Source organism: Amycolatopsis sp. NBC_00348, from assembly GCF_036114655.1.
In the GTDB taxonomy this organism is placed as follows: domain Bacteria; phylum Actinomycetota; class Actinomycetes; order Mycobacteriales; family Pseudonocardiaceae; genus Amycolatopsis.
Genome location: NZ_CP107994.1, coordinates 10,289,131 through 10,302,580, shown reverse-complemented (window position 1 = coordinate 10,302,580; position 13,450 = coordinate 10,289,131). Strand labels below are relative to the sequence as shown.

At 72.7% G+C, this 13,450-nt stretch carries 13 protein-coding genes; 3 read left to right on the top strand and 10 right to left on the bottom strand.

All coding sequences use genetic code 11. The features are described from left to right. Positions 1-133: 133 nt before the first annotated feature. Positions 134-1,045 (bottom strand): S8 family peptidase, encoded by a 912-nt coding sequence (locus OHS58_RS46650; RefSeq protein WP_326947007.1) that lies wholly within the window; start codon positions 1,043-1,045, stop codon positions 134-136. A gap of 37 nt (positions 1,046-1,082) precedes the next feature. Further along, positions 1,083-3,344, bottom strand: coding sequence for a caspase family protein (locus tag OHS58_RS46645; RefSeq protein WP_328646537.1), 2,262 nt, complete (start codon positions 3,342-3,344; stop codon positions 1,083-1,085). Positions 3,345-3,480: 136 nt separating this feature from the next. On the opposite strand from OHS58_RS46645, the gene OHS58_RS46640 reads away from it, so the two are divergent. Then, the gene (locus OHS58_RS46640) at positions 3,481-4,092 is read left to right on the top strand and encodes a TetR/AcrR family transcriptional regulator (RefSeq protein WP_326955358.1); all 612 of its coding nucleotides are present in this window, start codon (positions 3,481-3,483) and stop codon (positions 4,090-4,092) included. Between the two features lie 109 nt (positions 4,093-4,201). On the opposite strand, the gene OHS58_RS46635 is transcribed toward OHS58_RS46640, so the two are convergent. Genes OHS58_RS46635 through OHS58_RS46625 form a run of 3 tightly spaced genes read right to left on the bottom strand, consistent with a single transcriptional unit; the run spans position 4,202 to position 8,149 of the window. Further along, entirely contained in the window at positions 4,202-4,393 is a 192-nt protein-coding gene (locus OHS58_RS46635) for a hypothetical protein (RefSeq protein ID WP_328646536.1), read from the bottom strand. Between the two features lie 25 nt (positions 4,394-4,418). Then, a complete protein-coding gene (gene recG, locus OHS58_RS46630) occupies positions 4,419-6,572 on the bottom strand; it encodes an ATP-dependent DNA helicase RecG (protein WP_328646535.1) in 2,154 nt (717 codons plus the stop codon). 2 nt (positions 6,573-6,574) lie between these two features. Continuing rightward, positions 6,575-8,149, bottom strand: a complete 1,575-nt coding sequence (locus OHS58_RS46625; RefSeq protein WP_328646534.1) for a DAK2 domain-containing protein — start codon at positions 8,147-8,149, stop codon at positions 6,575-6,577. A gap of 135 nt (positions 8,150-8,284) precedes the next feature. Here OHS58_RS46625 and rpmB point away from each other — a divergent pair, with 135 nt between their 5' ends. Next, positions 8,285-8,476 (top strand): 50S ribosomal protein L28, encoded by a 192-nt coding sequence (gene rpmB / locus OHS58_RS46620; protein ID WP_247062089.1) that lies wholly within the window; start codon positions 8,285-8,287, stop codon positions 8,474-8,476. A 142-nt stretch (positions 8,477-8,618) separates the two neighbouring features. Here rpmB and OHS58_RS46615 read toward each other — a convergent pair whose 3' ends face one another. From OHS58_RS46615 to OHS58_RS46605, 3 genes are read right to left on the bottom strand one after another with little or no spacing between them, the layout of a single operon-like run. Then, positions 8,619-9,389, bottom strand: coding sequence for an alpha/beta fold hydrolase (locus tag OHS58_RS46615; protein ID WP_328646533.1), 771 nt, complete (start codon positions 9,387-9,389; stop codon positions 8,619-8,621). Between the two features lie 57 nt (positions 9,390-9,446). Continuing rightward, positions 9,447-10,124 (bottom strand): uracil-DNA glycosylase, encoded by a 678-nt coding sequence (locus OHS58_RS46610; protein ID WP_326947000.1) that lies wholly within the window; start codon positions 10,122-10,124, stop codon positions 9,447-9,449. A gap of 30 nt (positions 10,125-10,154) precedes the next feature. Next, positions 10,155-10,685 (bottom strand): gamma carbonic anhydrase family protein, encoded by a 531-nt coding sequence (locus tag OHS58_RS46605; RefSeq protein ID WP_328646532.1) that lies wholly within the window; start codon positions 10,683-10,685, stop codon positions 10,155-10,157. A gap of 91 nt (positions 10,686-10,776) precedes the next feature. On the opposite strand from OHS58_RS46605, the gene OHS58_RS46600 reads away from it, so the two are divergent. Continuing rightward, entirely contained in the window at positions 10,777-11,931 is a 1,155-nt protein-coding gene (locus OHS58_RS46600) for a glycoside hydrolase family 27 protein (RefSeq protein WP_328646531.1), read from the top strand. On the opposite strand, the gene OHS58_RS46595 is transcribed toward OHS58_RS46600, so the two are convergent. Beyond that, positions 11,918-12,397: a GNAT family N-acetyltransferase gene (locus OHS58_RS46595; RefSeq protein WP_328646530.1), complete on the bottom strand. Its 480-nt coding sequence runs from the start codon at positions 12,395-12,397 to the stop codon at positions 11,918-11,920. The genes OHS58_RS46600 and OHS58_RS46595 overlap by 14 nt on opposite strands. A gap of 16 nt (positions 12,398-12,413) precedes the next feature. Continuing rightward, on the bottom strand, positions 12,414-13,370 hold the full coding sequence (locus OHS58_RS46590; protein WP_326946996.1) for a thiamine-phosphate kinase: 957 nt from the start codon (positions 13,368-13,370) through the stop codon (positions 12,414-12,416). Between the last annotated feature and the right edge of the window lie 80 nt (positions 13,371-13,450).

Below are 13,450 nucleotides of genomic sequence, written 5' to 3'. Positions count from 1 at the left end.
TCCCGTTTGGATCGGTAGTCAGCGCACGTTACCCGGTTTTTCCCGCTGGGCGGGAGCTGCATACCAGGTGATGGACATCATGCGCGTGGAAAGATTGGCCGATCAGCGCTGGTGGCACCTCCCTGCCGGAGTCTCAGGACGCCTGCGGCACGTAGAGCAGCCGGTTGGCCGTGCCTGCCGGGACGCCCTTCAGCGCGTCCGGCGTCGCGGCCTGAACGAGGGCCTGGTCCACCTGCGCGGGCGTCGAGCCGGGGTGCTGGGCCAGGTAGATCGCCGCCGCGCCGGCCGCGAACGCCGCGGCCACCGACGTGCCCGACTCCGGGCCCGCGGTCGTGCCGCCCGCGATCGGGCTCGGAACGGCGACACCCGGCGCGTACAGATCGACGTCCTGGCCGAAGTTGGACGCCTTGTCCGGGTGGTCCTGGTCGTCGATCGCCCCGACGGTCAGGGCCTCGGTCACCCGGCCCGGCGAGAAGCCGCTCGCGTCCGCCGTCTCGCTGCCGGCCGGGACGGCGATCGGCAGCACCGTGGCCAGCCGCTTCACGGCCGCGTCGAGCTGGTCGTTCGGGACGCCGCCGATGCCGAGGACGGCGACCGCGGGCTGCCGGGCGTTCTGCGCGACCCAGTCGAGCCCGGCGATGATCTGTTCGGTCGCGCCGCCGCCGTCCTTGTCGAGCACCCGCACCGGGACGATCTGCGCACCCTTCGCGACGCCGTAGGCCTGGCCCGCGGCGATCCCGGCGAGCCGGGTGCCGTGGCCGTTGGTGTCGGTCGTGTCGGTGCCGCCGCCGAGGAAGTCCCGCCCCGGCGCGACGCGGCCCTGGAAGTCGGGGTGCTGCGCGTCGACGCCGCTGTCGATCACGTAGATCGTGACGCCGGCCGCGTCGTCGCCGTAGCGGTAGGCGTGGTCGAGCCCGGTGCGCTGGTCGATCCGGTCCAGCCCCCAGCTGGGCGGATCCTGCTGCACTCCCCCGGCGGCGGCCGCCGGCGCCTGCCCGGCGAGCACGATGGCCACGGCCGCGAGAACACCCCGTCGTTTCCTCATGATCAGCGTGGTACCCGCGAGCCGGGGCAGCGACAACTCAGGGCTGTCGCCCGATCGGCTGATTCCGGCGGGCCCGGACCGACTGGACCACGGCGACGATCGCCAGCACTACCAGCGCCATCGCCGCGATCACCTGACCGGTCTGGGTCAGGGACGAGTGCTCCTGGATCGCGTCGAACGTCGGCACCATGACGCCTGCCAGCGCGGCGATCCCCACGGCCAGGACAGCGCGGCCCACCGCGGCCGGACGCAGGATCGCGGCGGCGCCGGTGACCGCGACGGCCAGCAGCGCGCCGAGCACGAAGTACGCCGCCGCGCGGCCGCCGTCGTCGGAGTCGTAGACGGTCAGCTCGACGAGCTGGGTGATCCAGCCGGCCGCGATCGTCACGCCGAGAGCGATCACCGCCCAGGCCGTCCGGCCTTCGACCTTGGCGGCGCGCAAGGCGTCCGCGGGGTTCCGGCGAAGCACCGTCAAAGCACCCGGCGCCACGGCCACCAGCGCGATGTGGCCGAGCAGCTCGAGGGTGAAGCCGGCCGCCAGACCACTGTCCTCGTAGGGCTGCGAGAGGGTCGTCGCCTCGCCGAGGAAGCGCGCCAGCCCGAAGACGGCGGCGAGCGCGGCACCGAGCAGCACCGCGGGACCGGTCCGCGCCCTGGTCCGCGGCACCAGGGTCAGCACCACGCCGAGCAGCGCGCACGCGGCCACGAACGTGACCACCTGCTGCATGCCGGGCCGGTACTGGCCGAGGAGGTAGCCGTGGCGGTACTCGAGGAACATCCCGGTGACCACCAGCACGACGCCGACGAACGCGGTGACCGCGGCGAACCACCCCGCCGGATCCACCGCGGCGGCTTTCCGCGCGGCTGCCCCGGGTTCGGGTGCCGGGTCCGCTTCGGGTGCGGGCACCGCCGCCGCCGGCTCGGGCTCGACGACCGGCTCGGGTGACGGCGGCAGGACAGCCACCGCGGGCTCGACCGTCGGCTCCGGCTCGGCCACCACGTCGGCCACCGCAGGCTCGACCTCCGGCTCCGGCTCGGCCACCGGCTCGGGCACGACCTCCGGCTCAGGCTCCGGCACCGTCTCGATCTCCACCGCGACGACCGTCTCGCCCGTGAGGCCGGTGACCACGACCTTCCCCCGCCGCACTCCCGATTCCCCGGCCATCACCGACAGTTCCGCACCGTCCGCCGTCTCCACGACCTGGATCCACGCGTGCGACGCCTCGAACCGCACCTCCCGGGCCACCGGCGGCCCGGACGCCCGCACCGTCTCGACGACAACCGAACCCGGTGCCGCCGCAAGACGCACCGCCGGCGGATCGACCCGGACCGCGGCCCGGCCGAGTGCCTCCTGCGCCGCCTCGGCGACGTGCTGGACGTCCGTCGACGACATCATTTTGAGCGCCTCGAACGCTCCCACCGCGACCTCGAGGTTCGCGCTCGTCAAGCGGCGGCGCAGTTCCGCCACCGCGCCCAGCCTGGTGAACGGGTTCTCCGCCGCGATCGCGGCGGCGAGGTCGGCCGGGACCGGGGACGGCTTGACGCGGCGGCGCCGGCTGCGGGCCAGGTACAGCTCGCCCTGCATCTCGATGTCGCGGCTCGGCGTCTGCTTCGGGTTGCGCTCGCGCACCCGGTCGAACAGGTACTCGTACAGCTCGCCCAGCGCGATCCAGCCGTCCTCGTCGCGGTCGGCCTCGCCCGTGCGCAGGCCCTCCACCAGCGCGGAGGTGAACACCGACGGCTGCGCGACCCCGCCTTCGGCCAGCCGGGCGCCTTCGAAGGCGTACTCGATGGAGTTCGACGCCGTGATCACCGCGCGGCCGCGGCCGCCGCGGAAGCTGTCCAGGACGTTCGCGTCCCCCGACGCGCGCACCGCGACACCCTGGCCGAACGCGCCGCCGTAACAGCAGTCCAGCAGCAGCACGACACTGCGCGAACGGCTCTGCTTCAGGCACTGCTGGACGAAGTGCGCGGGCACCGCCGTCGAGCGGAGCCGGTCCGGGCGGGTGTTGCGGGCGGCGAAGAACAGCTGGCCGGAGTCGTCCTTCAAGCCGTGGCAGGAAAAGTGCAGCAGGAGGACGTCGTCGGGACGGCCCTCGGCGCAGAGGTCCTCGACCTCCGCCTGCACCACGTGCGCGGTTTCGTTGCGCACCACCCGGACTTCGAAGTCGCTGATCGCGCGGTCGGACAGCACACCGGCGAGGGCGTCCGCGTCCGCCGCGGGTGAGCCCAGCCGCTGCAACCCCGCGTTGTCGTACTCGCCGTTGGCCACGATCAGCGCGCGCCGCCGCCCCGCCATACCAGGCAGGAAACGCTCGCGGACCGGGTCGCGGCAAGCAGCCGAACGGGCACACGTACCCCGCGGCGGTCCGGTGAATGGTTCCTGCCCTTTCGGGCGGGCATACTGGACGGCACTAACGCAACGGGAGTGGCACTTGGAGACCATCGGCACGCAGCGCCCCGGCGGCCGCACCGAGCGGACCCGTCGCGCCGCCCTCGACGCGACCCTGGAGCTGCTCGGCGAGCGCGGGTACGCGGAGCTGACGGTCGAGGCCGTGGCCGAACGCTCCGGCGTGCACAAGACGACGCTGTACCGCCGCTGGGAGTCCGCCGAAGGCCTGGTCGCGGCGGCGCTGCTGATGGGCACCGAGCAGGAGTGGGCCGCGCCGGACACCGGGTCCCTCGAAGGCGACCTGCGCGAGGTCAACCGGGAGCTGGTGCACTTCTTCACCGAGCCGGGCCTGCGCGAGCTGCCGATCGCGTCGATCTCGGCGGCGTTCCTCTCGACCCGCGCGGCGGCCGCCCTGGAGGAGTTCTACGTCGACCGCCACGCGCGGTCGGCCCCGATCGTCGAGCGAGCCGTGGCCCGCGGCGAGGTTCCGGCCGGGACGGACGCGGTCGAAGTCGTGCGCGTCGCCTGCGGGCCGGTCTTCTACCGCCTGTTCGTCTCCCGCGAAGGCGTGACGCCGCGAGACGCCGACGTCGCCGCGGCGGCAGCGGCGGCCGCCGCGAAAGCCGGGGTGTTCGTCACGGCAACGGACGGCTGAACCGCAGCTCCTCCAGCGAAACCGCGCCGCCGTCGATCGTCTCGGTGCGCGTGCCGCCGTCGAGCGACCAGCCCGCACGCTCGTAGAACGCCTTCGCCCAGGCAGCGGCTCATGCTTCGAGGTGCAGGTCGATCACGTATAGCGCGCCGTCGTCCGGTCCGTCGCGGCGCGGGCCGAACGCGGCGGACCCGACCACGGCCGAGTCTTGCACCACCAGCACGCGGCCGCCGGCGCGCAGGGAACGCGCCCACTCCGCCGTCCGGTTCTCGACCGACCTGCGGGTGAGGAAGTCCGCCGGCATCAAGCGGCGGGCCGGACCACGGCGGTCACGACTTCTCCAGGTACTCCGCGCGCTCGACGTCGACGACGTCGGCGACCATCTGGGCCAGGCCGGGGAACTTCGAGATCGCCGGGTCCTTCTCGACGATCTCCTGCGCCCGCGCCCGCGACTCGGCGATGACGTCTTCGTCCCGCAGCAGGGAAAGCAGCTTCAGCGTGGACCGTTTCCCGGACTGCGCGGCGCCGAGGATGTCACCTTCGCGGCGCAGCTCCAGGTCGAGACGGGACAGCTCGAACCCGTCCGTGGTCGACTCGACCGCCGCCAGCCGTTCGCGGGTCGTCGTGCCGTCGAGGGCTTCGGTGACCAGCAGGCACAGCCCCGGCACGCTGCCCCGGCCGACGCGGCCGCGCAGCTGGTGCAGCTGGCTGATCCCGAACCGGTCGGCGTCCATGATCACCATCGCCGTCGAGTTCGGCACGTTGACGCCGACCTCGATCACGGTGGTGGCCACGAGCACGTCCAGCTCCCCCGCGGCGAAGGCGCGCATCACGGCGTCCTTGTCGTCCGCGGGCATCCGGCCGTGCAGCACGGCGAGGCGCAGGCCCTTGAGCGGCCCCTCCACCAGCTGCGGCGCGATGTCGAGGACGGCGACCGGCGGCCGCTTGTCGCTCTTGTCCGACGGCGGCTCGTCGCCGATCCGCGGGCACACGATGTAGGCCTGGTGCCCCTTGGACACCTCTTCGGTGACACGCTGCCAGACGCGGTCCATCCACGCCGGCTTCTCCGCCACCGGGACGACCGTCGTGCTGATCGGCGACCGGCCGACCGGCATCTCGCGCAGCGCGGAGATCTCCAGGTCGCCGTAGACGGTCATGGCGACCGTGCGCGGGATCGGCGTCGCGGTCATCACCAGCACGTGCGGGCTCGTGCCCTCGGCGCCGCGCGTGCGCAGCGCGTCGCGCTGTTCGACGCCGAAGCGGTGCTGCTCGTCGACAACGGCCAGGCCGAGGTCGGCGAACTGCACGGTCTCCTGGATGAGCGCGTGCGTGCCGACGATGATGCCGGCCTCGCCGCTCATGGCCTCCAGCAACGCTTTCTTGCGTTCCTTCGCGCCCATCGACCCGGTGAGCAGCGTGACGCGGGTGGCCTTCTCGGCCGCGCCCAGCTCGCCGGCCTGCGCGAGGTCGCCGAGCATCTCGCGCAGCGACCGCGCGTGCTGCGAGGCGAGCACCTCGGTCGGCGCCAGCAGCGCGGACTGCCGGCCGTTGTCGACCACCTGCAGCATCGCCCGCAGCGCGACGATCGTCTTGCCCGAGCCGACCTCGCCCTGCAGCAGCCGGTTCATCGGGTGCTCGGTCGCCAGGTCGGTGGCGATCTCGTCGCCGATGCCGCGCTGGCCCGCGGTGAGGTCGAACGGGAGCCGCTTGTCGAAGGCGTCCATGATCCCGCCGTCGACGTGCGGGTTCGCCTTGGCCGGGCGGGAGATCGCGGAATGCCGGCGCTGCGCGAAGATCAGCTGCACGGCCATCGCTTCGTCCCACTTGAGGCGCTTGCGCGACGCCTCCAGGTGCGCCCAGTTCTCCGGGCGGTGGATGCCGCGCAGCGCGTTTTCGAGGTCCCCCAGGTGCTGGAGCCGCAGCAGCTCCGGCGGCATCGGGTCCTCGTCGACGTCGAGGACGTCGAGCACCTGGCGGACGCACTTGGCGATCGACCACGTCGGCATGCCTTGCGCCGCCGGGTAAACCGGGATGATGGCGGCCAGGAAGTCGTCCATCGCCTCGGCTTCGCGATCGGCCTCGAACAGCTCGTACTCGGGGTTGGTCAGCTGCAGGGTGTCGCGGAACGCCGAGACCTTGCCGGCGAACAGGCCGGACTTGCCCGGCACCAGGTCCTTCTCCCGCCAGGCCTGGTTGAAGAAGGCGCACGTGAGCCGGCGCTTCCCGTCGGTGATCACCATGTCGATGATGGTCCCGTTGCGGGCCTTCATCCGGCGCTTGCTCACCTTTTCGATGCGCGCCAGCACGGTCGCGTGCTCGCCCAGCTCGAGGCCGGCGATGTCGGTGAGCTCACCCCGCTCGGCGTAGCGGCGCGGGTAGTGGCGCAGCAGGTCGCTGACCGTCTCGATGTCCAACGCCGTGGCGAGCGCCTTCGCCGTCTTGGCACCCAGCAGCAACGGCAGCTTGTCGCGCAGTCCGGCCATCGCTATTCGACTCCCATCAGCAGCACGGCGTCCGCCTGCCCACCCGCGTACCCGGCCAGCTCCACCTCGGGGTGCTCCACCCGAAGCTGCTCCGCGAGCTCTTCGGCGACCCCCGGCGGCGCGGCCGCCCCGCTCAGCACCGTCACCAGTTCCCCGCCCAGCGCCAGCATCCGGTTCAGCACCTTCATCGCCGCCGCGACGAGGTTGGTCTCCGACGCCGGGGCGGCCTCGATGAGCACCACCTCGTCGTCGACCAGGCCGACCACGTCGCCGGACTGGGCCCGGCCCACCCAGGTTAGCGACTCCTCCTGCGCGATCCGCAGTTCGCCACGCCTGGTCGCGGCGGCCGCCTCGGCCATCGCGACGACGTCGTCGTTGGTGCGGCGCCCGGCGTCGTGCACGGCCAGCGCCGCGAGCACCTGCACCGGCGACGTGCACGGGATGACCACGACGTCCCGGTCGGCGGCCATCGCGTGGCCCGCCGCGGTGTCGGCCGCCGCGGTCAGCGCGACCCCGCCCGGCAGCACCGTGACGTGCCGGCCGGCGGCCTCGTTGAGCAGGCCGATCATGTCCTCGACGCTCGGCGTGGTGCCTTCGGGCACTTCGAGGACCGGGATGCTCTCGGCGCGCAGCACCTCGGCCAGCCCGCCGCCGTGCACGACGGCGACGACGGTGCGGTCGATCCCGCCGCCCGGCTCGATCGGCGTCGGCGTGAGCAGCGGTTCGACGCGGATCCGGCGCGGCCGCCCCAGCGTCAGCCCGGCTTCGATGGCGGCGCCGATGTCGGCGCAGTGGACGTGCACGGCGTGGCTGCCCGAGCCGTCACCGGCCACCGTGACGCTGTCGCCGAGGCCGCCCAGCTCCTTGCGCAGGATCGGCAGGCTCGCTTCGTCGACGCCGTCCAGCAGGTACATGACCTCCCAGGCGTAGACCTCCTCCGCCACCACCGGCACTTCGAGCGCGTGGTCCTGCTCGACCGCGGTGCCGGTGAGCACCCCGACCAGCGCGTCGAGCACGGCGACGAGCCCGCGGGCCCCGGCGTCGACGACCCCGGCCTTGGCCAGCGCGGGCAGCTGGAGCGGCGTCTTCTCGAGCGCGTGCGCGGCTTCCTTCGCGGCGGTTCGCGCCACTTCGCCGAGCTGACGCGTATCGCCGCGGACGGCGAGGGCGACGGCGTGCAGCACGGTCAGGATGGTCCCGGCGACCGGCCGGCTCACGGCCCCGGTGGCGACCTCGTCGGCGTGCCCCAGCGCGGCGGCCAGCCACGGGCCGTCCAGCTCGCCCTCGGCGCGGTCGGCCAGCCCGCGCACGACCTGGGAGAGGATCACGCCGGAGTTGCCCTTGGCCGAGGCGACGGCGCCGCGCGCGAGGACCCTCAGCGCGTCGGCGGCGGTTTCCGGCGCGGCGACGTCGAGCTCGGCGGCCGCGCCGGTCATCGTGAAGAGCATGTTGGAGCCGGTGTCGGAGTCCGCCACGGGGTAGACGTTGATCCCGTCGATGGCCGGCCGCAGGCTCGCCAGGCTGCGCACACAACCCGCAGCCCAGGCCGACACCGCCGCCGCGTCCAGCACCCGCACCCCGTGACCTCCTCGCCGTTCCCGGGGCGAGCGTATCGACCCCGTGCGGAACCCGGCGGAGCCACTGGTTACTATGGTCGAGTTGCCCAGTCCGTCTGGGCTCATTTCTATGACCCAGATCCAAAGGAGTTCGACGTGGCTGCCGTGTGCGACGTCTGTGGCAAGGGACCCGGCTTCGGCAAGTCGGTCTCGCACTCCCACCGGCGTACCAACCGCCGGTGGAACCCGAACATCCAGACCGTCCACGCCAAGGTGGGTATTTCCCAGCGCAAGCGCCTGAACGTGTGCACCTCGTGCATCAAGGCGGGCAAGGTCGTCCGGGGCTAAGGCGAAACTTAAAGGTGGCGAGTGCTCGTGGAGAGCACTCGCCATTTTTTTCGCCTTAGGTGTCTTCTGGGGGTCGAACCCCCAGGCCCCCGCCAGGGGGCAAGCCCCCTGGACCCCCGGCGGGGTCACCTGAGCGGTCAGCTCACTTGTAGAACTCCACCAGCAGGTCGCGCAGGGACTCCGGGTGCTGCAGCACTCCGTGGTCCTGGCCCGGGAGGGTCTCGTGACGGGCACCGGGGACCGCCGACGCCGCGACGCGGGCTCCTGACTGCAGCTTCTCCGGGCTGGCGCCGCCGCCGATCACCAACGTCGGGGCCGTGATGCGGGCCAGGTGGTCCTTGCGCGGGTGGGCACCCGGGCCGCAGATCTCCAGGTCGTACGGGAGCGTGTGCGCCAGCGAGGTGAACCAGCCCCACACCGGGGCCCGCTTCATCCCTTCGATGACCTCCGGCGGGGTGCCCGCGACCTCGAGGAACGTCGCCGCCGCGCCGTCGCGGTCGCCCGCGGCGATCTGCGCGGCCACCTTCTCCGTGACGTCGGGGCGTGACTCCGCGTCGGTCGCGTACGGCGGTTCGTACGCCACCAGCTTCTCGATCGCCAGGCCCGCTCCGGCCGCCTCCAGGGCCAGCACCGCGCCCGACGAGTGGCCGAACACCGACGCCGAGCCGCCGACCTCGGCGATCAGCGCCGCGATGTCCTCGATCTCCCGCTCGACCGCGTACGGACCGGTGTCACCGCTGTCGCCACGACCACGGCGGTCGTACGCGATCGTCGTGAAGTCCGCAGCCAGGACGTCGGCCAGGCCGGCGACCGTGGTCCGGTCGTTGAACGCGCCGCCGACCAGGATCACGGGCGCGCCCGTGCCGCGCTGGTCGTAGGCGATGGTCGTGCCGTCGGCCGATGTGACGATCATGTGCCCTCCAAAGGTTTCCCCCTGGTCGGAGCCGTCACTCCGATCCGGACACCGAACCTACGGGAGCTTCCAGTCGACCGGCGCGGCACCCTGCTGCTCCAGCAGCTCGTTGGCGCGGCTGAACGGGCGCGACCCGAAGAAGCCGTTGTGCGCCGACAGCGGGCTCGGGTGCGCCGACTCGATGCACGGCACCTCGCCCAGCATCGGGCGCAGGTTGCGGGCGTTGCGGCCCCAGAGGATCGCCACCATCGGCTCGGACCGGGCCGCGAGGGCCTTGATCGCCTGCTCGGTGACGTCTTCCCAGCCCTTGCCCTGGTGCGAGTTCGACTTGCCCGGCTGCACCGTCAGCGCCCGGTTGAGCAGCAGGACGCCCTGGTCGGCCCACGGCGTCAGGTCGCCGTTGGCCGGCAGCGGGTGGCCGAGGTCCTCGGCGTACTCCTTGTAGATGTTGACCAGGCTCTTCGGGATCGGCCGGACGTCCGGCGCCACCGAGAAGCTCAGGCCCACGGCGTGCCCGGGCGTCGGGTACGGGTCCTGGCCGACGATCAGCACCCGGACGTCGTGGAACGGCTGCTTGAACGCCCGCAGCACGTGTTCACCCGCCGGGAGGTACGTGCGGCCCGCGGTGATCTCCGCGCGGAGGAACTCCCCCATCGCGGCGACCTGCGGCGCCACCGGTTCCAGGGCCTCGGCCCAGCCTGCCTCGACGATGTCCTGCAGCGGTCGTGCGGTCACGGGCGGCGAGCTTACCGGCCGTGGCCGCCGTCACTCGCGCGGGTCGAGCCGCCGCAGTTCGACGCGGAACCGTTTCGCCCGCTCGACGTACGAATCCACCACGAGAGCGATGCTCTCCGGCCCGAAGGACTTGTTCTCCCGCGTCTTCGCGGGCACGCCGAGGGCGATCTCGCCGGACTTGACGTACGAGCCGTACGACAGCACCGCGCCCGCGCCGACCATGCCGCCGTCCTCGACCACCGTGCCGTTGAGCACCACCGAGCCGGACGCGATCAGGCAGCCGGTGCCGATCTTCGCGCCCTCGATGTGCACCGCGTGCCCCACCGCCGACGACGGCCCGAGGATCGTCGGGTGCTGCTCGGTGCAGTGCAGGACGCAGCCGTCCTGGACGTTGGAGCGCTCGCCGATCTCGATGTACCCGTGGTCGCCGCGCAGCACGGTCTGCGGCCACACCGACGCGTGGGCGGCGATCCGGACGTCGCCGATGACCGTCGCGTCCGGGTGGACGTAGGCATCGGGGTGGATCGTCGGTTCGAGCGAACCGAGCGCGTAGATCGGCATGCCGCCTCCGGTGACTGCGGTTTCACGTGCAATGCGATTGGATCACGTCATCGACCCGAGGCAGCACACCCGTCCGAGAAGCACGCTCCTCGTGCTCCTGCTCGTCGTGCTGACCTGGCTGTTGAGCGCGCCCGTCGCGTCACCGGCAATGGCGAACGGCCTGGCCACGACGCCGCCGATGGGCTGGAACAGCTGGAACCAGGTCCGCTGTTACGACCTCACCGAGGACGTCGTCAAGCAGGCCGCCGACGCGCTCGCGGACGACGGCCTGCGCGACGCCGGGTACCGCTACGTCGTCGTCGACGACTGCTGGCAGGCCCCCGCGCGCGCCGCCGACGGCTCGCTGCAGGCCGATCCCACGCGGTTCCCGCACGGCATCGCCGACCTCGCCGACTACGTCCACTCGCGCGGCCTGCTGTTCGGGATCTACGCCGTGCCGGGCAGCCGGACCTGCGCGATGGCCAACGACGCCTACCCCGCGGCCGGCATCGGCTCGCTCGGCCACGAGCGGCAGGACGCCGAGACGTTCGGCCGCTGGGGCGTCGACTACCTCAAGTACGACTGGTGCAATGCCGACACGGTCGACGGCCTGGACCGGCGGGCGGCGTTCGAGAAGATGCGCGACGAACTGGCCGCGCTCCCCCGCCCGATCGTCTACGCGATCTCCGAATACGGCGTCTCCAGCCCGTGGACCTGGGCGCGGCCGGTGGCGAACCTGTGGCGGACCACCTACGACCTGACCCCGACCTGGGACTCCGTGCTCGCGACGATCGACCAGCAGGCCGCCGTCGCCGTCCACAGCGGCTCGCCCGGCGGCTGGAACGACCCGGACATGCTGCAGGTCGGCAACGGCACGCTGACCGCCGACGAGGCCCGCGCGCACTTCAGCGTCTGGGCCGTGCTGAACGCGCCGCTGTTCGCCGGGACCGATCCGGCGAAGCTGGGCGACGACGACCTCGCGACGCTGGGCAACCCCGAGGCGATCGCCGTCGACCAGGACTTCGCGGGCGGCCAGGGCCGTCAGCTCGCGGCCGGGCCGGGCTACCAGGTGTGGGGCAAGCCCCTGTCCGGCGGCGGGTTCGCGGTGGTGCTGCTCAACACCGGCACCACCACCGCGACCGTGTCCGCGACGCTCCCGGGCGCCTGGAACGTCCGGGATCTCTGGGCCCACCAGGACGTGGGCACCGCGGTCTCCGCGTCCCTGCGCCCGCACGCCGCGGCCCTGCTGAAGCTCACGCCCCGCTGAGGTCCTTGGCGTAACACCGGCTGTCCGGCTCGTTCTTGTAGATGCCGAAGCCGGGGATCTCGACGTAGCCCGATGACGCGTAGAGCGCGATCGCCTCCGGCTGCTTGGTGCCGGTTTCCAGCACCGCGCGCTTGCGGCCGGACAGCGCCGCCGTGCGCTCCAGCTCGAACAGGATCATCCGCGCGAACCCGCGACCACGGGCGGAATCGGCGACGTACATCCGCTTGAACTCGGCGTCGCCGTCCTGGAAGTCGGGGGCGGGGCCGTCGTGCGCGCGCCACGCTCCACAAGCGACGGCTTCCTCGCCCTGGTAGCCGATGAGGAACAGGCCCTGCGGCGGGTCGAACTGCGCGGGGTCCATCGGGGTGGCGTCTTCGTCGCCGTAGCGCTCGACGTAAACCTGTTGCACCGCGGCCATGAGCTTGGCCGCGTCGGGGTGGTCGTAGGGGACCGGAACGATTCTCACGTTCGCAGAGCCTAGATCAGCGCCAGTGGGTCCAGCCGCCTTCTCGCGTCGAAGGCTTGCCGTCCACGGTGATCCCCGAGTCCGGCATGGTCGCGACGCCGATGGTGCGCCAGCCCTCCGGCAGTTCGGCGAACGACGGGAACGTGGCCACCAGGGCGTGGTCCTCGCCGCCGGTGAGGACCCAGTCGAGCGGGTCCGCGCCCAGCGCGGCGCCGACCTCGGTGAGCCGGGCGGGGACGTCGAGGTCGGCGGTGCGGACGTCGATGCCGACCCCGGACGCCTCGGCGATGTGCCCCAGATCGGCCAGGAGCCCGTCGGAGACGTCGATCATGGCCGTGGCCCCGGCGAGCGCGGCGCGCGGCCCGGCTTCGTACGGCGGCTCCGGGGCGCGCTGGGCGTTGACGACGCCGACCGGGGACCGGAAGCCGCGGCCGAGCACGGCCAGGCCCGCGGCGGCCCAGCCGAGCTTCCCGCAGACCGCGACGACGTCGCCGGGGCGGGCCCCCGAGCGCGTCACCGGTTCGCGGTCGCCGAGGTCGCCGAGCGCGGTGACGCTGATCACGAGCTGGTCGGCGCGGACCATGTCGCCGCCGGAGACGCCGACGCCGGCGCGTTCGGCCTCGGCCCACATGCCGTCGGCCAGCGCGGTGATCACCTCGCGCGGGGTGTCGGGCGGGCAGGCGATGCCGACGAGGACGGACGTCGGCGCGGCGCCCATGGCGGCGATGTCGGCCAGGTTGACCGCGACGGCCTTGCGCCCGACCTGCTCCGGGGCGGACCAGTCGAGCCGGAAGTGCACCCCTTGCACCAGGACGTCCGTGCTGGCGACCACGCGCCCGTCGGGGGCGGCGATCACGGCGGCGTCGTCGCCGGGGCCGAGCAGCGTGCCCGGGGGCTGGCGGCGTCCTTCCGTGACGGCTCGGATGAGCGCGAACTCCCCGGTCTCGGCGACCGTTGCGTCGTTCGGTGACACCGGTCACCTCTGCTTTCTCTACCGGGACAAAGATCGATCACCGATAGTCGGATGCCCTATGTTTTTGCGTGAGCTGGCGA

Bases quoted from the DNA above. Each gene is read 5' to 3' on its own strand.
- OHS58_RS46650 (WP_326947007.1), bottom strand. From the start codon at position 1,045: ATGAGGAAACGACGGGGTGTTCTCGCGGCCGTGGCCATCGTGCTCGCC.
- OHS58_RS46645 (WP_328646537.1), bottom strand. From the start codon at position 3,344: ATGGCGGGGCGGCGGCGCGCGCTGATCGTGGCCAACGGCGAGTACGAC.
- OHS58_RS46635 (WP_328646536.1), bottom strand. From the start codon at position 4,393: ATGCCGGCGGACTTCCTCACCCGCAGGTCGGTCGAGAACCGGACGGCG.
- recG (WP_328646535.1), bottom strand. From the start codon at position 6,572: ATGGCCGGACTGCGCGACAAGCTGCCGTTGCTGCTGGGTGCCAAGACG.
- OHS58_RS46615 (WP_328646533.1), bottom strand. From the start codon at position 9,389: ATGATCGTCACATCGGCCGACGGCACGACCATCGCCTACGACCAGCGC.
- OHS58_RS46605 (WP_328646532.1), bottom strand. From the start codon at position 10,685: ATGCCGATCTACGCGCTCGGTTCGCTCGAACCGACGATCCACCCCGAT.